The sequence below is a fragment of the uncultured Methanobrevibacter sp. genome, assembly GCF_902769175.1.
Lineage (GTDB): Archaea > Methanobacteriota > Methanobacteria > Methanobacteriales > Methanobacteriaceae > Methanobrevibacter.
In genome coordinates this window covers 53868-73693 of the sequence record NZ_CACXNW010000013.1, presented here as the reverse complement: position 1 = coordinate 73693, position 19826 = coordinate 53868, and the positions used below count along the sequence as shown (strand labels likewise).

At 29.3% G+C, this 19826-nt stretch carries 16 protein-coding genes and 1 pseudogene; 1 reads left to right on the top strand and 16 read right to left on the bottom strand.

Annotation, left to right across the window (positions count from 1 at the left end; genetic code table 11):
- Positions 1–244: 244 nt before the first annotated feature.
- The 16 genes and pseudogenes from QZV12_RS05870 to QZV12_RS05795 all read right to left on the bottom strand — a co-directional run bounded on the left by QZV12_RS05870 (position 245) and on the right by QZV12_RS05795 (position 18367).
- Complete coding sequence (locus QZV12_RS05870; RefSeq protein WP_295618691.1) at positions 245–541, bottom strand: putative quinol monooxygenase; 297 nt, start codon at positions 539–541, stop codon at positions 245–247.
- Positions 542–745: 204 nt separating this feature from the next.
- A complete protein-coding gene (npdG, locus tag QZV12_RS05865; RefSeq protein ID WP_295618688.1) occupies positions 746–1435 on the bottom strand; it encodes an NADPH-dependent F420 reductase in 690 nt (229 codons plus the stop codon).
- A gap of 180 nt (positions 1436–1615) precedes the next feature.
- Positions 1616–2692 carry an NAD(P)-dependent alcohol dehydrogenase gene (locus QZV12_RS05860; protein WP_295618684.1) on the bottom strand — a complete coding sequence of 359 codons (1077 nt, stop codon included), beginning with the start codon at positions 2690–2692 and terminating at the stop codon, positions 1616–1618.
- 864 nt (positions 2693–3556) lie between these two features.
- The gene (locus tag QZV12_RS05855) at positions 3557–4339 is read right to left on the bottom strand and encodes a winged helix-turn-helix domain-containing protein (RefSeq protein WP_295618682.1); all 783 of its coding nucleotides are present in this window, start codon (positions 4337–4339) and stop codon (positions 3557–3559) included.
- A gap of 28 nt (positions 4340–4367) precedes the next feature.
- On the bottom strand, positions 4368–5228 hold the full coding sequence (locus tag QZV12_RS05850) for a winged helix-turn-helix domain-containing protein (RefSeq protein ID WP_295618679.1): 861 nt from the start codon (positions 5226–5228) through the stop codon (positions 4368–4370).
- Between the two features lie 473 nt (positions 5229–5701).
- A complete protein-coding gene (pan, locus tag QZV12_RS05845) occupies positions 5702–6976 on the bottom strand; it encodes a proteasome-activating nucleotidase (protein ID WP_295618676.1) in 1275 nt (424 codons plus the stop codon).
- 473 nt (positions 6977–7449) lie between these two features.
- Positions 7450–7958 (bottom strand): annotated as a pseudogene (locus QZV12_RS05840) (multiprotein bridging factor aMBF1).
- A gap of 346 nt (positions 7959–8304) precedes the next feature.
- Positions 8305–10236: a hypothetical protein gene (locus QZV12_RS05835; protein ID WP_295618670.1), complete on the bottom strand. Its 1932-nt coding sequence runs from the start codon at positions 10234–10236 to the stop codon at positions 8305–8307.
- 255 nt (positions 10237–10491) lie between these two features.
- Positions 10492–10659 carry a hypothetical protein gene (locus QZV12_RS05830; protein WP_295618667.1) on the bottom strand — a complete coding sequence of 56 codons (168 nt, stop codon included), beginning with the start codon at positions 10657–10659 and terminating at the stop codon, positions 10492–10494.
- 615 nt (positions 10660–11274) lie between these two features.
- The gene (locus QZV12_RS05825; protein ID WP_295618664.1) at positions 11275–11694 is read right to left on the bottom strand and encodes a DUF356 domain-containing protein; all 420 of its coding nucleotides are present in this window, start codon (positions 11692–11694) and stop codon (positions 11275–11277) included.
- 452 nt (positions 11695–12146) lie between these two features.
- Positions 12147–13373: a hypothetical protein gene (locus QZV12_RS05820; RefSeq protein ID WP_295618755.1), complete on the bottom strand. Its 1227-nt coding sequence runs from the start codon at positions 13371–13373 to the stop codon at positions 12147–12149.
- A gap of 59 nt (positions 13374–13432) precedes the next feature.
- The gene (locus tag QZV12_RS05815) at positions 13433–13930 is read right to left on the bottom strand and encodes a hypothetical protein (protein ID WP_295618661.1); all 498 of its coding nucleotides are present in this window, start codon (positions 13928–13930) and stop codon (positions 13433–13435) included.
- Between the two features lie 468 nt (positions 13931–14398).
- Complete coding sequence (locus QZV12_RS05810) at positions 14399–15538, bottom strand: TIGR04083 family peptide-modifying radical SAM enzyme (protein ID WP_295618658.1); 1140 nt, start codon at positions 15536–15538, stop codon at positions 14399–14401.
- 75 nt (positions 15539–15613) lie between these two features.
- A complete protein-coding gene (locus QZV12_RS05805; protein ID WP_295618655.1) occupies positions 15614–15832 on the bottom strand; it encodes a TIGR04165 family Cys-rich peptide in 219 nt (72 codons plus the stop codon).
- Positions 15833–16237: 405 nt separating this feature from the next.
- A complete protein-coding gene (locus QZV12_RS05800; protein WP_295618652.1) occupies positions 16238–17488 on the bottom strand; it encodes an ABC transporter ATP-binding protein in 1251 nt (416 codons plus the stop codon).
- Positions 17489–17587: 99 nt separating this feature from the next.
- Positions 17588–18367 carry an ABC transporter permease gene (locus QZV12_RS05795; protein WP_295618649.1) on the bottom strand — a complete coding sequence of 260 codons (780 nt, stop codon included), beginning with the start codon at positions 18365–18367 and terminating at the stop codon, positions 17588–17590.
- Positions 18368–18658: 291 nt separating this feature from the next.
- On the opposite strand from QZV12_RS05795, the gene QZV12_RS05790 reads away from it, so the two are divergent.
- Positions 18659–19633 carry an ADP-ribosylglycohydrolase family protein gene (locus QZV12_RS05790; RefSeq protein WP_295618646.1) on the top strand — a complete coding sequence of 325 codons (975 nt, stop codon included), beginning with the start codon at positions 18659–18661 and terminating at the stop codon, positions 19631–19633.
- The last annotated feature ends 193 nt before the right edge of the window (positions 19634–19826 follow it).

Genomic DNA, 19826 nt, shown 5'->3' with positions numbered 1-19826 from the left:
TAATTGTAAAAAAATTATAAAAAACAAAGTAAATAAGAAAAAAGATAAAAACTAATAAAATTAAAAAAAAATAAGAACAATAATCATAAGCTAATAAAATTAGAAAAAAATAAGAACAATAATCATAAGCTAATAAAATTAGATAAAAATAAGAACAAAAAACATAAACTAATAAAATTAGAAAAAAATAAGATAACTAATATAAAAATAGAAAAAATTTAAAAAAAAAGAAAAAAGAGAATAATTAGAGTTCAGTTGGTTCTGCTTCGAAAACATCGATTGCAAGATCGCCAGCAACTAAATCAGCAATATTTTCTCCAAATTTGATGAAATGTTCGGTTTGTAAGTGTGCGCCTAAAATTTCTATTGATTCCCATTGTTCTACAAACATCAAGGATTGATCGCCAGAATTAACGTACAAATTGTAATCTACATTTCCTTCTTCTTTTCTTGAATTTTCAATTAAGTCTTGTGCAAATCCAACAATTTTCACAAGGGCTTCTTCGTCTTTAGGTACTGCTTTTGCTAAAACTATAATCATTTTATCACCTAGTAATTATTATAAATACTATGTTTCTTTTTAGATAAAAATCTATCTAAAATTTAAAAAGTAAATAATCATTTTTAAAGTTAAATAGATAGAAAATTACGTTTGAGAGGTGACACAACTTCCTAAATATTTAACTTTGGTTGAGAAAATAGACTAATTTATAGTTATATATTCAGTTGATTTATTAAAAATGATTTAATAGTTATTATCGAATTTTGGAATTCCAGTAATTCTTAATCCACCATAATGGGATCTGTATTTGATGTTCAATCCAATTAAGAGTGGAGTAATCTTTTCAATAACTCTTGATTTTTCTAAAATTCCAGTATCAATTGTTCTAACTCCAGGTAATTTGTTGATTAATTCTGTAGCAATTTCTTTTGCTTCATTATCGTCTCCTGCAATTAAACAGTCACAATCAATATCATTTGGAATATTGGATAAGTGAGAGTTACTAATATTACAGAATGCACAAATAACTTTTGCACCTGTTCCATCTAAAATTTTTGCAGTTCTTTCAGCTGCTGAACCTTCCATTAAGTCAATGAAACGGAATGGTTTTCCACCAATTGCTGTTTCAAGAGGTACAGTAGCATCAAGAAGGATTTTGTCTGCACAGAATTCTTTAATACCTTCAAGAGTAGGTTTTTGAGCTGCAAGAGGTACTGTAAGAATTAAAATATCTCCAGCTTTTGCTGCATCTTCATTTGCCATACCTACGATATTTAAATCATAGTCCTTAAGTTCTTCAATAGTTTCTTCAACAACGGTTAAAGCCTTTTCTTCTTTACGGGAACCGACAATAACTTCTACGCCTTCAATTGCAAATCTTTTTGCAATTCCTAAACCTTGTGGGCCAGTTCCACCAATAACTGCAACTTTCATTTTATCCACCACAAATATAAAAATTAAATTCTAAAATAGAATATTTAAAAAATAAAATTATCCCATAAATTGTTTTAAAATAATTAAAAAAATAAAACAAACTATTAGAAATGTTTTAAAAAAAAAGTAATGGAAATGAATCCATTACTTTTTGAGTTTCAATTTCGACAATTAATGAACTTAGTCAAGATCTAACATTACAACAGGTTTGATTAAGTCTTTAGGTTTTTCTTTCATTAAGAGTAAAGCATCTTCGATTTTTTCGAGACCTTTGAATTTGTGGGTAACTAATAATTCAGGGTCTTGTCTACCGTATAATGCTAAGTCAGCAAGTCTTTCCATTCTTACTGCTCCACCAGGACATAATCCGTTTTTAATGTTGATGTTGGACATACCGCAACCCCAGAGTTCACGTGGGATTAATACGTTATCAGCACCACTTAAGTAGTTTACGTTAGATACAGTTCCTCCTGCTTTTGCTGCACCGATAGCTTCTTTCCATGTGTTTTCTAAGTTACCACCAGCAATAACTACAGAGTCTACACCAGCACCGTCAGTTAATTCTCTGACTTGGTCATCAATTGCACCATTTTTATAGTTAATAATGTCGGTTGCACCGTATTTTTTAGCAACTTCAACAGAAATTGGACGGGTACCAGCTGCGAATAATCTACCTGCACCTAAAAGTTTTAAACCAGCAACAGCAGAAAGACCTACTGCACCAATACCAATAACGAGTGCGCTTCCACCTAATGGAATGTCAGCGTTTTCTGAACCCATCATACCGGTAGACCACATGTCTGTTAACATTACAGCAGCTTCTTCTGACATTCCATCAGGAATGAGTGTCAAGTTTGCGTCTGCCATGTTTACATGGAATCTTTCACCGAATACACCGTCTTTGAAGTTGGAGAATTTCCAACCACCGAGAGGTTCGGTTGTTTGTGAAGGGAATCCTCTTTGTGCTGCTTCGTCATCCCAGTCAGGGGTAATAGCAGGTACAATTACACGGTCTCCTGGTTTAAATTTGGTAACGTGGCTACCTACTTCAACAACTTCACCAACAGCTTCGTGACCTAAGATCATGTCTCTTCTGTCACCGATAGCACCTTCCCATACAGTGTGGATATCTGAAGTACATGGAGATACACAAGTTGGTTTAACGATTGCGTCTAATGGTCCACATTCAGGTACTTCTTTTTCTACCCAACCGATTTCATTGAGTCTTTTCATTGCAAATCCTTTAAAAGTTGCCATTTTTTCACCTCGATTATTAAAAAATATTTATACCAGTCTATTTTTCTCAAAAGAAAATAAATCCAATCTTGAAACTTTAAAAAAACAGTTAAAATAGTAAAATCTTTAATTAGAATACTGATTATAACTCTTATTTTAATGAATAACAAAACTAAACTAAATTAATTTTGATATAACAAGATTAAATACAAATATTTTTCAAATAAAAGTTTATAAAATTTTATATATAAAATTTACTATTTTTTCGTAGTATAAATTCAAATTAATGGTAATATATAGTTTTAATAAGAAAAATAAGACCAAATGATTATTTTTCAATTTAATGATAAGAAAAACACTTCACATCGAAAAAATGAGGATAAAAGTAAAAATTTTTATTACTCAACAAATTTTAAGATAAAAATTAAAAAATAAAAAAAAAAAAAAAAAAAAAAAAAAAAAAAAAAAAAAAAAAAAAAAAAAAAAAAATATAATCCTAGAAAAAAATTTAGATAGACCAAAAAATTTGATGATGAAAATTAAAATTTTAAGTGATGATAAAAAAACAAGTTGATGAAAAAAATTAATATTGATGATAAGAATTATTAAAATATTGACATTTAAAAAAAAAAAACTATTTAAGTTAGATATTAAAATAATGGATTAAAAAATAGGAAAATCTAAAACAAGATCATATAAAGAAAAAAGAAGAAAACAGTTCAAAATCTTAAAAAAACAATAAAAAAAAGAATTCAATGAATTCAAAAAATAGAAAACAATTAAAAAACTTAAAAAAAAGAATTAAAAAGAATAGAAAGAAAATAGAAAATAAATAAAAATCCTAAAATTCAAAAAGAATAGAAAAAAACAATTAATAAACATTAATTATATGATTTCTTTCTTGAAATACCTATAGAATCTATAAGCATCATTTAGATTTGAATCTTCTCCTAATAAAAGCATTTCAGAATTATCAAAAACAACATCATCAAAGAAAAGGAATAATGAAGCGAAAACATCTGAAACAGTAAAGAAGATATTTGGCAAATCATCTACAATATAAAAATTAATTTTTTTATCCCTTAGCAATGCCTTAACAATATGTTCTGAATCTGATTTGGCAACCAAGTCATAAATATTCTTAGTGGTTATAACATCCAAGTACCCATCATGTTTAATTAAGGCTTCTCCAATGGCATCCATAAAGATCTTAGAGAAGACAGGTAATATAATGCAGATATATGAGGAATTTTTAATGTTTTCCAAATATACATTAATAGGCTTTGCAAATTCTGTAATGATTGATTTAACTAGTGAAGCTTCATTAAAAATGGATAATTCCTTTAAAAACTTATTAGGAATAGATTTTATAGAGTGATTTTCCCAGAATTCCCCATTAGAATCTATAGCTTCCATAGTATCCATTAAATTTTCTAAATTCTTTGCAAGCAAAAATCCAATAGAAGATACTGCATACAATTTATTTGAAAACTTTTGAATTAACTTGCAGGATTTCAATTCATTTAAAGCTCTGGAAATATTACCTGGTTTTCTATTAAACTCAGATTTCAATTCATTTATTGTTTTGCTGGACTCATATAAGCTTAACAATAATTTCAACCTTAATTCAGAGGTAACAACAAATTTTAATAAATTGAAATCATCCAAATCATTTATTCCATTAAAGTAATCAGAATTAATAGTTATCCCCCCTTCCGTTAGGATAGATAAGGTCTTCTAGTGAAACATAATCACCACATAAACTTTCATATTCTTCAAAAAGCTTCAAACCGAAGGTTATAGCTTCTTCATTGGTGGAAACCAAGACTGAATTTTGATTAAACTGATGATTCTTAGTATAAAATGCTGCAACAAAACATTTATCTGAAACTGTAAAAGCGAATTCAATGTTATGATCATTAGGTTTTAATTTGACAAATCTATTTTTAACTCCAGGACTTTTAGGCACATAATCTATTATAAAGTTTTTTATAGCTTCAGATACTTCATCTGGAAGTATCAATTCTACAGTGCAATCATTGTCTACCCAATAGCTAATGATATCATCATGGTTTGGATGGAAATAAGGAAAAATACCCTTTAAAAATTTAAAGCCCATTAAAGAACGTTGAAAAGTCTCAGTAGCTTTGAATAAATCCACATTGTTGGATTCAATTACTTTTGAACCTTCAAGGGCGGACAAATCCTTAATTGCATCAATATGAATATCTAAAAGAGAGTGATTGAGAAAATCAGATTTTTCTCTTAAAAACTTAGCAGATTTATTAAAATAAAGAATATTAGTTAATTTAAGTCTAGTTTTATTATATAAATAAAACTTGTCTTCTATATTATAAATAAACTTCTTTTGCTCTAGCTTATTGACATTATCAATAATGGAACTGTAACTGTAATTTGTTTTCTCTTCAATCTGCTTTATTGAAGCGCCTGAATTATATAAACATCCTAAAATTTTTAAACGAATCTCTGAATTAATTAAAAATTTGATGTCATCCTGAAATTCAAGAAAATTTTTTTCCTCATAAAGATTTGACAAATTCCTACCTCCTTTAATTCCTTACTAATTATATATATAAGAAAATATATTTAAACTTTTTAATTGTTCAATATTATTGAAAGTATATACTTAATCAAGGAAAGAATTGAAGGCAATATATGAAAATTAAATTAGGGAATGGATAATAAGCAAAAAACGGAACGAAAAGAAAAAAATAAATTGATAAAAAAATATAAAAAATGGTTTTGTTGAAATCCATAAATTTGTATAAAAATTTTTAAAAATAGCTGTTAAATAGATTTAAAATAAACTTTAAAAAAAGGTTTCCAACGGCCCTTAAAAAATAAGAATAAAATGGCCTCAGATCGCCCATCATTCATCACGTATCAGAGCTCATAGGGTTCATCACAGGCCATTTAAGAGATTTAAACAAGTTATAAAAAATAATAAATGAATAAGGATTTTAAAAAAAAAACCAGAAATGAATGAAAAATAAAAAGTAAGTTGGAAAATTATCCGAACATTACTCCACCATTGTCATCCAATTGACCAGTTTTATTTTTACCTAAAATCTTATTAATTGCATCTTCAAAGTCTGCTTTAATGATATGATCTCTTTCCTCACGGATAGCAAACATACCTGCTTCAGTACAAATAGCTTTTAAATCTGCACCAGCTAATCCTTCAGTAAGGTCAACTATATCATAAAGATTGATTTCAGGATCTAAATTCATTTTCTTGGTGTGGATTTTAAGAATCTCAAGTCTTCCCTCTTCATTTGGAGCTGGAACTTCAATGAATCTGTCAAATCTTCCAGATCTAAGCAAAGCAGGGTCCAAAATATCTGGTCTGTTGGTTGCACCTATGATACCTATATCACCACGAGATTCGAAACCGTCTAACTCTGCAAGCAATTGCATAAGAGTTCTTTGAACTTCTCTGTCACCACTGGTGGAACTTTTAAGCCTTTGTGCAGCAACTGCATCAAGCTCATCAATGAAAATGATACTTGGTGCCTTTTCTTTTGCAAGCTCAAATACTTCCCTTACCATTCTTGCACCTTCACCAATGTATTTTTTAACAAACTCAGATGCAACAACCTTAATGAAAGTTGCATTGGTTTCATTAGCTACAGCTTTAGCAAGCAAGGTCTTACCGGTTCCAGGTGGTCCATATAATAGGATACCTTTAGGTGGATCAATACCAACCTTTTCAAATAATTCAGGATGTTTTAAAGGTAACTCTACTGTTTCCTTTACTTCAATGATTTGCTCATCCAATCCACCAATAATGTCATAGCTTACATCAGGTTTGGTTTCAATTTCCATACCAGAAACATTTGCATCCTTTTCAGAAGGCAATACTTCCACTACACTAAAGGTTTGTTGGTTTAAAGCAACTCTTGAACCTGGTTTCAATAAGTTTTCATCTAAGAATTTTGAATAGTTAATAAGGAAACTTGGTCCAGTACTGCTTTTAACAGTCATTCTGCTATCATCAATAATTTCTGTGATGGTAGCCAATATAAGTGGTGGTTGTCTGAATCTTTCAACTTCACCTCTTAATGATTTTAACTCTCTTTCTAAACGTATTTTTTCATTTTCAGTAAGAATCTTATCTTTTTCAAGCTTTCTAACTTTCCACATAAGGTTACGTTTAGTTTTTGTATTCTCTGCCTTAAGCAAATCTACTTCTTTTTGAAGTTCTTCAACAGTTTTAGGTTCTCCCACTTCTTCAATATTAGTAGGATTATTGATATTTGGAACTTCATTTGGAGAATCTTCCATATTATACTCCTCCTTTATATTAGTATATATTCTAATTTTCGAATATTCATTTTATAAAATTAATTTATCTTAAAACTAAGTACATATTACAATAGAATTAAATAATCCATAAATATTTTTAATTCTATAAATATTAAATTAAAATATCCATTAAATAATATTATTATAATTCTATATAAATCTAATTATTTCGTAGATTATAAAATAATTTATACATAGTAATATATAAAGTTTTTCTTAATTTTAGTAAGAAAAATAATTAAAAAATTTTCAAATAGTTTAAAATTATAAAAATAGCTTAAAAAATCTAATAAATATTTAATGATTTTAATTGATTTTAAATAACTAAATTTTAAAAACATAAAAAACCATTGAAAAATAATCTAAATCAGATGGATATCAAAATAAAAGTGAAAAAATATCCAAAAGACACGAATATTCTAAATAAAAGTGAAAAATAAGATAATTGAAAATTATCTTCTCTTGATCTTCACTATGCTTCCTAATGTATTAGGACCAGATGCTGCACTTTTAAATGATTCCAATCTACATCATCATATTTTTCAATCAAAGTTATGTTTAATGTTTTCTCTAGCTTTTTAGCTAATTTTATATCCGGTTCCATCTTTCCAGATTCAATTCTGTTTATGACAGAAACCTTTTCGTAAATCTTTGCACCTAATTCTTCTCTAGTCCAACCTCTTGATTCACGAGCTTTTCTGACAATGGTGTTAAAGTCTTCCACAAGTTCTTCCATTGGCTCGTCGCTTCTTCTTTGAACAGCCTTAGGTCTTGCTGGAGGTCTGTTCTTTTTTTGAGGATTTCCTTTTTTATTCCTTGAAACAAATTTTCTCTCAAGAGGAGTATCCCTTTGAACTCTACCAAATTTAGAACATTCTTTACATACTTCTAAAACTGATCCATCGATTTTAGTTCTTATAGGTTTTCCTTCTATAGGTTTACCGCATATTTCACAATTCATATAAATATATATGAAATTAGAATTATTTAAGATTTTTTAAATAAATTTGATTTCTTATTAAGTAAGTAAACAATATGTCCACCAACTGATTCTGATGCTCTTCCATTAAAAAATATAAAAAATATTTAAAAAAGAATCAAAATAATATGACAAAATTAAAAAAAAAAGATAAATCTAATAAAAGTAAAAAAATGGATAAATCTAATAAAAGTAAAAGAAAAGGACAAATCTAATAAAAGTGAAAGAACAGGACAAATCTAATAAAAGTGAAAAAAATAAGATAATAAAAAATTACCTTTTTTGATTTTCACTATGCTCCTTGATATATTGGAGCTATGTTGCACTTTTATTCAAATGAATCCGCTAAGTTATATAACTCTTGGTCATAATTTTGATAATAATTTGATGGACCAATTTCTTCAAATCTCTCCATAGATGTATCTAGAATATTTACTGCTTGTTGAGTGTCAGCTCTTGTATTAGTTGCTCCTTCACTAATTATATTTTCATCTACATTATTAATTAACTCTTTACCTGCACCTTCTTCAGAAGCCACTTCTTGACCAGCAATTTCAGAACTTCCTGCGGAACGGGCATATGCTCCTAAGTAACCTCCAACAATTCCACCAATTACACCTGCTGCAATTGATCCTCCGATTAATATTAAAGCATGTTTTAATCTATTGAAGTTAACATCATAATGATTATTGAGTACCACTGCAGTACAAATACTACCTGCAACAGCTCCTACAACACCACCTACAATAGCACCTATAACGGGATTAGCAGTTATTACTCCAGCAACAAAACCTACAACGAAGCTTCCAGCAATACATAATCCTTCTATAACAGTAGTGGCTGTAACTGACATACTTTTAGCAAAGGTAATATGATTTGCACTACTGGTTAAATTTTTCCCATTAAGGATTACCATTCCATTATCACCAACACAGACATCACTGCCTTCTCCACTAGCTTTGTTGTTTACAAATGAACAATTTGCCAAGTCCAAATATCCTTGGTTAAATATTGCACCACAATTCTTTGCAATATTATTCTCAAAATGACAGTTATAGTACATTGCAGCACCTAAGTTAAGCATTGCAGCACCCCAATCCCTATCAACAATATAAGACATGCAATTATCTTTAAAGGTCATATCTTTAAAAATACAATTTCCTCTTAAGTTATTCACAGCACAGTTGAATCCAGAGACAGTCAAATTGCTTGCAGAGAACATACCCCAACAATCCATGTTTAGCCATTTATTTTCATCCCTATTACTAGAACTAACCTTTATGATTGCACCGTTACCTCTTACATTAACCACATCAAAATCGAGAGATGCTGGGTTGATTGTATCCTTGCAATCAATAGTTATTCCTTCTTTAAGAATAATATTCAAAGCTTGGCTCTTAACATTATATATACCATCAGATTCCATATAATTCTTTTTTAAAGAATCGAAACAGCTAACAAAAGTTTTAATTGCAGACCTATAACTGTTGACATCATTAACATACATGTTTTTTACAAGGCTAATTTCTAATGAATAATTGTTTTTAAGCACATTAGGAAATACTTCCACTACATCTTTAACATTGCTAAAATGATATCCTTTTGAATAAAGGATTCCATTATCAGTGAAGTTTCTAAACATAGTAAATACTAAGTCAGCTGACTCATTGAAATATTCAGAATAAAACCAAGTGTTAGCATCCAAATAATGTATCTGGCCATCTGCTATGGAAGAGTATAATAAAGGAATTAAATCAATTTCCTTATCTGCAACACGAGTCATGTGAGAATAATGGAAAATTTCAGGATCAAAATCTGATGACTTTGAATCAAATATACGACCAGATTTTTCACATAAACAATCTTTAAGAGAAACTTTTTTACGTTCAGATCCTAAAAAGACGAAATCTTTAGTGCATTCAGTAGTACAATTTATAAATGTTGAACCTTTGATTGAATTATGGTATCCGTCCATATAAATTGCTCCACCTATAGCTTTTGCAAAACAATTTACAAATTGACAGGAATTAATTTTACCCATGCTTCCAACCCAAAAGATTGCTCCACCATTTACAGCTTTAGTTCCAAAGAAACGACAGCCAGAGATTTCAGCATAATCTCCGCTAACTGTAATAGGACTGTAAGCACAATTAAATCCAGAAACGTAACGTCCACAATTAGAAAATGACTGGGTGTTATTGAGAGTGAATTCCACGTTAACAAAAGTCACATTATTAATCAATACACCATCAGCAGTCACGTTAAATATTCTAGGGCCATTTTTGTTCCCATATATTACATGTCCGTTACCGTTAATGGTAAGATCTTCAACATCTAAAACAAGTGGTTTGTAATTAGCAGAAGAGAAATTATAATTTCTATTTAATTCAACTACTGCACCAGAACTTAATTCGCCAATGTCATTAATAAAATCTTCATAAGTTCCTGGGGAATTATTTTTTGGTGTAGAATCATCCGCACCAGAAAATAATTCTCCAGAAGCATTGTTGCTATTTTAAACATTTTTATTTTTTTCGACAGTGTTATGATAATCAGCATTTAATTCGCCAATTATATTTTCGTTATTAATAGTCATTTCATTATCGAATGTGATTGCTTCATTGTCAATGTCACTTGCTGCAAATGCAGAAGAGATTCCTACAAAAAAACAAAAACATACCATAAGTAAAATGATAGATTTTAAAAAGTATTATTTTTCTTCATATTAGATTCATCCTTTCGATTATTCAATTTAGATATAATATTATTATATTTGAATAAGTATATAAAGGTTTTCGAGTGCAAGTGCTTACTTACATCAAAATAAAGGAATAATTACATCTTATTTTAAATTTAAAAGAAATTATAAAGTTAATTATAAAAATAAACCAATTATTATCTTTTAAATAATAAAAAAAGAAAAATAAGAAGAATAAAAAAATAAGATTTTTGAAGAAAATTTTTTCTCTTGAAAAATATTTAATTTTTTGAATTTAAAAATTTCAAAAGATAAAAAAAAAAATTATAAAAATTATAAAAAATTATATAATTTAGGACTTTAAGTCATGAATAAATAATGAAAAATAAAAAAATAGAATACAAAAAATAAAAATAAAGAAAAATAAAAACCAATAGAAAAAAAATAGAATACAAAAAAATAAAAATAAAGAAAAATAAAAACTAATAGAAAAAAAATAGAATACAGAAAATAAAAATAAAAAAATTATATCAAAAAATTGAGTATAGAAAAATAAATAAAAAAAAGTTTTACCAAAAAATAAAGGAAATAAGAAAAGGATTAATTATAATCACTTACAACATTGTTTCTTCCTTTTTTATTTGATTTATAATCTTTCATTTCAGTAAATTGCTTTTTGCCAGAGTAATATCCTCTGAATACTGCTGCATTATCCACCATTTTATTCAATTCCTTATAATCATCATAATCATTGCTGATAACGACAATATGAGCTGGAGGATGAATCTTTTTTACTTGTACAATTGCTGTTGCTGTGTCCTCTTTAATACGAAATGCTGTAGCTACTTTTGATTTTGTTCTTAAAGGAGCATTCAATATCTTTTCAACAATCTTATCTGCATAATTTGCATCAATCCTTTTTGGTTTTGTAGTTAAATTTAATTTAGCATGCCTTTCAACATCTGCAATTGCATTGAGAATCTTTGCATTATTTTCTCCTCTTATTAATACTAACGCCATATTATCCCTATAAATATCATAATTATAATAAAAAAACTGATTTTAAATGAACTATCTAACTATTTAAAATCATAAGAAGTAAATTTTAAATTTTTAAAAAATATGAAAAATTGAATTTTCAAATAAAAACAAAATAAATCATAAATAAATGATTTATATTAAGTAATAGTCTATATAGTATTTTATATTTTTTTATTTAAATAGATTACTATTAAAAACTTATTAAAATTGATAAAAAAGAATTTTCATTTAAATATTAAATAAAAACAAATAAATAATTAAAAGAATTGAATAAAAGATAATTTAAATTCAATAAATAAAAAAATAAATCATAAAATTTAAAAAAGATTGAATGAATAAATAAAAAAATTAAAGTTTTTTGAATAAAAAAAGAACTAATTAAAAAGAATAATAAAAAATTAAAAAAGAAAAAGATTAATTGCTAAAAGCAATTAGGAAACACGATCCCTAAATGACTTAAGCAATCTTGTTCTAAATATCACCAGAACAATTAAAACAAAACCAATAGCTGTTTGAATTGAACCTAAGATAGTAAGGAATATAGAGTTAATAGGCAAGTTCCATGCAGGAGAAGTTCTGCCATTTGGCAATGGATTATAATAAACACCTACAGCACGAATGTTAGGTTTTACATTTAAATCACTTGGCTCTACATAATCTACTCCAACAATGAGACCGTTATTGATACCCCTATTAATCGAACCTGCTATAGACGATGCATTGTAACCATACTTCTTAACCGATGCCTTAACAACTTCACGGGTAATATCTCCCAGTCCTGCCTTTTCACTTCCATAAACAGAGACAGAAACAGAATCTTTAGATACTGTAATCTCATTGATTAAAACATCTGTAGCAGTACGAACCTCCAATTCATGATTACAAATCGGACATACATTATAGTTTTCTGCATCAGGATAAGCGGTTGCCCAACCACAGTCTAAACATACTTTGGAATAGTTTTCATCCATTGGATAACCTGTGGTGTTTACTCTATCCGGTACAAACATGTCTCCAGTGCTGATTAATGAAACAAGGTTTACTGCACCCCCACCGTATTTCTCACCAGAATCTTCAGCTATTTCCTCCATAGCTTTTCCAACGATATAGGTAGCAGGATAACCATCCCTAATCATTTTTCCTATGTTTACTGCAGTTTCTCTACGTACACGGTCTGCAGTACCGGCCATAGGGTTACCTACACTGTTTCTCAAGTGAATAATAGCTCCTTTTGAACCTTGAGGTAATTGAACAACACCACCAGTGTGGTGAGTGACTCTAATGGTTCCGGAATCATCCACTACAACAAGATATGCATTATAGTCCCCTCCAATAGCTGCTCCCATTGTAGGTCCACCAATAAGTAAACGAATACCTTTAAAACCAGTGGATAAAGCTGCAGCAGCAGCTGGACTTGAACCATGTTGCATAGCACCAAGTGAATCAATAATCGCATAGTTCCTTTCTGTACCGTTACCTTCCCCCCCGGAAAGCACTGCATAACCATCATTCTTAGACATGATGAATGAAGATTGGAACATGTTGTTAGCAAAGGACATACTTCCTGCAGCAGCACCATTCGGATCTTCACAAGATGGGTCAGTAATAACGATTACGTTACAAGTAGCTGAAACAGCGGATAATACTGAAAAGAGCATCAAAACTAAAAATACTAAACCAATGATTTTATTGAATTTCTTACTCAAATTATAACCTCCTATCCAGCAATACTATAATTATAAACACTTGTTGATGACTGAGGATTATTATTGTCAGTAGCAGTTGTACTATTTGCAATAATATTGATTGTTGAGAAATCCTCAATAACAGTTACTGTAACAATACCGGTATCCCTATTTACACTTACATCAGCTCCAGCAATAGGAGCAATGGTAGTACCTGGAATTGTTGATTGCCGTACAAAACTTTCTGCATTGGCCTCGGCCTCCGTCACAGGCAGCTCCCGTATGGATGTCTTAAGAATATCACCATCGATATAACTGCCTTCTCTTAAACCAGAATTCTGAACATTGTATCTAATACTGTCAATAGGTACAATATCATTTCCTTTTACGATAATACCTGCAATAGGTACTCCTTGAACATCTTCAGCAGAGGACGCATATGCTACATAGATTATTAATCTACCACAAACAATTAAGATAAAAGCCAATAATAAAATTATTAAAGTATCTCTCCTAATTTTAATATACATAAGATGCCTCGATAAATATAAATTTCTATTATTAAATCATTTATTATATTAATGCAATCTGTTATTGCAAATAAAATATAATATAACTATTTATTTAATTTACATATTATTAATAGTTATCTATGATATTTATATATAAAAAAAGAATTTAAAGAAAAAAAGGAATAGAAATTAAAAAAACATTTGCAGTAAATAAGTAAAATATTCAGATAGCAAATAGCAAAAATGAGAATTTTCCAAACTTTAAAAGTTTAATCAAAATAATTTTCCTAAGGCTTCCACTAAAAACCCATGAAAAATATTTTGGTCAAGGTTTTTGAGCCGCAGGCTCAAAAAGCTTGGGCCAAAAGCTTGGGCAGCTTGGGCCAAAAGCTTGGGCCAAAAGCTTGGGCCAAAAGCTTGGGCCAAAAGCTTGGGCCAAAAGCTTGGGCCAAAAGCTTGGGCCAAAAGCTTGGGTCAAAAGCTTGGTTATAATTTTGTCATCAAATCCATAATGGAAAATGGGTCTCCTTCATTTCTAACTCTTGGAGCGCCACCAAATGCAGCCATAGCATTTTTCTTAAAGTCTTCATTCGCTCTTCTGGAAACCTCTCCAAATATCATCTTGTAAGCTTCACATTGAGGATCAACAGCTTTTGGAGACTGGGTGGCAACAATACCATTATAAGGGCATCCGCCTCTGCAGAACTTAATGAACTTACAGTCTGCACAGTCCTCATCAACAAAATTCTTGAATTCCATCAACTTTTCCCATGCCTCAGACTTCTCAAGGTCTTCCATTGAAGGCTCATCATAAACATTGCCCATAATGTATTCATCCATTCCAACAAAACGATAGCAAGGATAAATTGAACCGTCATGACCTACAGCAAGGGTAGTTCCCATACAATCATTGAAAGTGCATAATGTTCCAACTCTTCTAAGGCTGCTTTTTGCAATATGGTCCAAGTCCATAATTACAAACTTGTCCAAATCATAAAGGTATTTATCTAGCCAATCAATCAATAATTTTCCATGTTCATCCTGATGAAGTGCCCATGGGTCTGCATTATCTCCACGTAATGATGGCAAAGCAGCATGTATCTTTAAATTCAATCCATTTTCCTTAAAGAAATCATAGATTTCATCTGAAAAATCCTTAGAGTATGAAGTGAATGTACATACAAAATTGATTTGGATGCCTTTATCAGTAGCTAATTTAACTGATTTCATGGTTTTATCAAAATAGCCTTCTCCTCTTTGATAATCATTGATTTCCTTAGGACCATCAATGCTTGTACTGATAGCTATATTATAGTTTGAGAATAAGTCAGCCATTTCTTCATCCAACAGCCATAAGTTGCTCTGTAATGAAAAACCTTCAGTTTCATGGGTTGTAGCATCATTAAGCAAAGGGAGGGCCTTTTCATAGAATTCATAACCTGCAAGCAAAGGTTCTCCACCATGGAATGTGAAATGTACAGGCTCATCTCTAAAATTAGCTAACCATTTAACAATTTGATTGATTACATCAATATCCATCAATTCTGCATTTTCTTCAGAACCCCAACAATAGGAACAATTAGATGGACATCCTAAAGTAGATATAATCATTACATGAAAAGTCATTTAATCCCTCTAAAATAAATTTATGCACTTAAAATTAAGAAATAAAAAAATTATCTTTTTTGAATCAAATATAAATTATAATTTCTTATTTAATTCCGTGATAAGTTCTTTTTTAATTGTTTCATCTTCAGATTTTTCCTTATCCCTTCCAGTTTCAAAAACATATCCGCAATTATCACATTTGAACTCTTTTAATTCAGCATGTGCATGATGATTATCAATAAATCTCCTATGAGCAGTTTTATCAGTAGATCCACATTTTGGACATTTTGCAATAAGGTCTTCAAATTTCATTATATCTCTCCTTAAATTTTAAAATTATTTTATTAATATAATATTGTTTGTCATTATTAATATAATTTAATTTTGAATAGATGATTGAGATGAAAATTTTCAATTATAAACTAACTTCAATAGCTAGAATGATGACGGATATATAAAAAATAGTATTGAAAAATAGAAGAATAAAATGATGATGAAAATATAAAAAATGGCATTGAAAAATAGAAGAATAAAATATGATAGAAATATAAAAAATGGCATTGAAAGATAGAAGAATAAAAAAATTAATTTAAAAATAAGATATTTTAAAAAATAACATTTTTATAGAGTTTTAAATCATATAATAGTTTTTTAAAATAGTTCTTAATTATTTAAAAATTAAAAAATAGTTTTAGCTATTGTAAAATAGCTAAATAATTAGAATCTTTGTGGTTTGAGCTTTTTGGTTTTTTCTTTGCTCACATTTTGAGCTTCATCTTCATACTCATCACAAATGGCATCTACTTCACCAACAGCTCTCACTCTACCTTTTTCAATCCAAATTGCTTTATCACAAATGTTTCTAATTTCTCTAATTGAGTGGGAAACAAGCAATACAGTAGTGTTTGATGCCATTAATGATTGAAGCTTTTCTCTACTTTTTTCTCTGAAAGTGATGTCTCCTACTCCAAGAACTTCATCAAGAATGAGAATATCAGGATCTACAATGGTTGCTATTGAAAATCCAAGTTTTGATAGCATACCTGAAGAATAGTTTTTAACAGGCAAGTTGATAAATTCTCCAAGCTCTGAGAATTCAAGGATTTCATCGTATTTTTCATTTAGGAATTTTTCATTATATCCAAGAATCGCTCCATTTAAAAATATGTTTTCTCTTCCAGAGTAATTCTTATCGAATCCAGCTCCTAAGGACAGTAAAGGTGCTATATTTCCATTTACAATAACTTCTCCTTCATCTGGAGTGTATACACCTGAAATGATCTTAAGCAATGTACTTTTTCCAGCACCGTTAAAACCGATAATTCCTACCTTTTCACCTTTATAAATTTTAAATGAAACATTATCTGTTGCCTTAAAGATGGTTTTCTTTTCCTTGGTTCTATTAATGGTTCTGATAACATATTCCTTTAGGTTATCAATCTTGTCCTTACCTATTTTAAAGCTTAGGGAAACATTTCTCAATTCAATTGCAACATTATCATCACCAACAGTCTGCAATTGATTTTGAGCTTCAGCAAATTCCTCAATTTTCCTTAATTTTGCTGCTTCTTTTTCCTTTTTAGCTTCTTCTTTTTTCTTTTGAGCTTCTTCTCTTCTTCTAACTTGGTAAGGGTGACCGTTTTTCAATTCTTTCTCTTCTTTTGAAGGTCTTACTCTAAAGGTATTTACTTTAGCTTTTTCGTATTTGTCACTTCCCTCATACAATAATTGTATGATTGTGTCACCCTTTAGGTTAAGGGTTAAGTGAACCTTACCTTCTTCATTGGTAATTTGCCTATATGAATTACTTATCTCTCCTGTTTCCCTTAAAAGGTTATAGACAACTTCTTCATTAGCAATAGGCTTTCCATCTTCTGTTCTTAAATAAAATTGTAGAGAGACAGTGTTATGAATAGCTGGTATGATTTGAGTTTTGATTTTTTTAACTTCAGTTTTTTCGTTATCCATATGATCCCTCCATTTTTTATTTTATTTTTAAATAATATTGATTAATTGTAAATTTTTTATTTTGTTTCAGTTGATTTCTTTTTTAAATCCCCTTTTAAATTATAATTCTAAAGTAATTCTATCTTGATATTTGCGGAATACCAATACTCCTATTATGAAAATAACAAGAGAAATTGCAAATGTAGTTAACATTAAGCTAGCTGATGGGAACTGTCCTTCCATAACAAAAGATCTGAATTGTGCAATGATTCCATAAACTGGATTTAATTCCATATATCCCCTTATAGGTTGAGGAACGCTTGTTATAGGATAAAATATCGCACAAGCATAGATTAATAATGATGTGAAAATTTTATATAAATATTCTATGTCTGTGAATTTGGTACAAACAATTGCCAAGATTAAGCCTATTCCAGTAATCAATAAGAACAATACTGCGATAGGAATTACTGAAAATAGTGCCATAGCATAGAATGGTGCTTGTGTCAAAATCATTATTGCAATCAATACAATTACAGACATTAGGAAATTCAGGAATTCTGAACATATTCCACCAAGGGCAAAAATATATCTAGGTATAAAAATCTTATTAAAAATACTCCTATTTGCTTTAATTGACCTCATAGCGATTTTTGTTCCACTATTGAAGAAATTAATAACAATTCTTCCTGTTAAGAAGTAAACTGGGAAATTTTCAATACTCCTTGCAAATACTGCTGAGAAAATTGCAGTTAATAAAGCCATTTCTATCAATGGATTTAAGAAACTCCAAAGAACTCCAATGAATGAATCTTTGTATTTGGATGTGAAATTCTTTTTAATTATTTGCTTTAGCAAGAAATTTTCACTAGTTCCTTTTTTTAGTATTTCTAACGTCATATTTTTACCTAATTAAAATAGTAATTTAATATAATATTATATTCCTATTAAGTATTTATAATTTATTTATACTTAAACTTTATCTATTTAATTATTGCTTTTTTTGATTAAATTCATTTATACCCCTAAATAGCTATGAATTACTAACATTTATAATTGGAAACTTTTATAATTATAATTAAAAACCTTTATAAATTATTGTGTGCTTATAATTAGTGAATGATTGTTTTTAAAAAAAAATAATCAAATGTTGAATGAATATAAGATAAGAGTATAAAGGGGGATTTTATTATGGATGAAAAGATTAATTATTTGGCAAAAAGCGGTATTTTTGGTCTTGTTGTAGCTGATGCATTAGGAGTTCCATATGAGTTCAGTTCTAAAGAAAAATGTGAGGGAGAACCTATGACAGACATGATTGGCTATGGAACATACAATCAGCCACCTGGAACTTGGTCAGATGACAGTTCCATGACTTTAGCCACTGTAGATGGATTGACTTATTCATTAAGAGTCAATGAAGATGACCTTCGAGAAGAAGGTTCTGAAATAGACATTTTAGAAATCATTGATTATAATGAAATCATGAAAAACTTTGCTGCTTGGTTCTTTAAGGCAAGATTCACTCCATATGATGAAGTTTTTGACTATGGAGGAACAACTGCTGACGGAATATGCAATTATAAAGCAGGAATTGAACCAATATCCTGTGGAGGAACAAACCCCACTGATAATGGTAACGGCTCTTTAATGAGAATTTTACCTATTGCATACTTCATTTACTTTTTGTCCAGGAAATACTCATTTTCAGATGATGATAAGATGAAGGCAATCCATAACCTTTCATCATTGACCCACGGGCCAAGAAGAAGTAGAATGTCCTGTGGAACATATGTTTTAATAGCTATTGAATTGTTGAAAAACAGTTTTGAAGATAAAAATCTAAGCTTAGATGAAGCTGTCAATAATGGAATTCAATTAGCTAAGGAATACTATGAAAACAATGATGAGTTTAAAGAGACAATGCCTTATTTTTATGGCATATTTGATGAAAACATTAAAGAGACTCCAAAATCAGTCATTGAAGGTCGAGGATATGTAGTTGCTTCACTTCAAGCAGCACTTTGGTGTCTTTTAAATAATGATTCCTATAAGGAAACTGCTTTGGCAGCTGTTAATTTAGGTCAGGATACTGATACAACTGCTGCAATTGCTGGGGGTTTAGCTGGAATCTATTATGGATATGACAATATTCCTCAACATTAGTTAGAACAAATAGCTAGATTGGACTATATTGATAAGTTAATAGATGATTTTGCAAATTATTTGTAAATGGCTATTTCTTTTAACTTTTTTTCTTTTTTTTTATTTAGAATAATTTTTTTAATTTTAAACTATCATTTTATATTTTTTTACTTAAATAATCTTTTTTTAATTTTAAACTATTATTCTCTCTTTT

Coding starts and splice junctions, on each gene's coding strand:
- QZV12_RS05870 (WP_295618691.1), bottom strand. CDS start 541: ATGATTATAGTTTTAGCAAAAGCAGTACCTAAAGACGAAGAAGCCCTT.
- npdG (WP_295618688.1), bottom strand. CDS start 1,435: ATGAAAGTTGCAGTTATTGGTGGAACTGGCCCACAAGGTTTAGGAATT.
- QZV12_RS05860 (WP_295618684.1), bottom strand. CDS start 2,692: ATGGCAACTTTTAAAGGATTTGCAATGAAAAGACTCAATGAAATCGGT.
- pan (WP_295618676.1), bottom strand. CDS start 6,976: ATGGAAGATTCTCCAAATGAAGTTCCAAATATCAATAATCCTACTAAT.
- QZV12_RS05830 (WP_295618667.1), bottom strand. CDS start 10,659: ATGGTATGTTTTTGTTTTTTTGTAGGAATCTCTTCTGCATTTGCAGCA.
- QZV12_RS05825 (WP_295618664.1), bottom strand. CDS start 11,694: ATGGCGTTAGTATTAATAAGAGGAGAAAATAATGCAAAGATTCTCAAT.
- QZV12_RS05820 (WP_295618755.1), bottom strand. CDS start 13,373: ATGCTCTTTTCAGTATTATCCGCTGTTTCAGCTACTTGTAACGTAATC.
- QZV12_RS05815 (WP_295618661.1), bottom strand. CDS start 13,930: ATGTATATTAAAATTAGGAGAGATACTTTAATAATTTTATTATTGGCT.
- QZV12_RS05810 (WP_295618658.1), bottom strand. CDS start 15,538: ATGACTTTTCATGTAATGATTATATCTACTTTAGGATGTCCATCTAAT.
- QZV12_RS05805 (WP_295618655.1), bottom strand. CDS start 15,832: ATGAAATTTGAAGACCTTATTGCAAAATGTCCAAAATGTGGATCTACT.
- QZV12_RS05800 (WP_295618652.1), bottom strand. CDS start 17,488: ATGGATAACGAAAAAACTGAAGTTAAAAAAATCAAAACTCAAATCATA.
- QZV12_RS05795 (WP_295618649.1), bottom strand. CDS start 18,367: ATGACGTTAGAAATACTAAAAAAAGGAACTAGTGAAAATTTCTTGCTA.
- QZV12_RS05790 (WP_295618646.1), top strand. CDS start 18,659: ATGGATGAAAAGATTAATTATTTGGCAAAAAGCGGTATTTTTGGTCTT.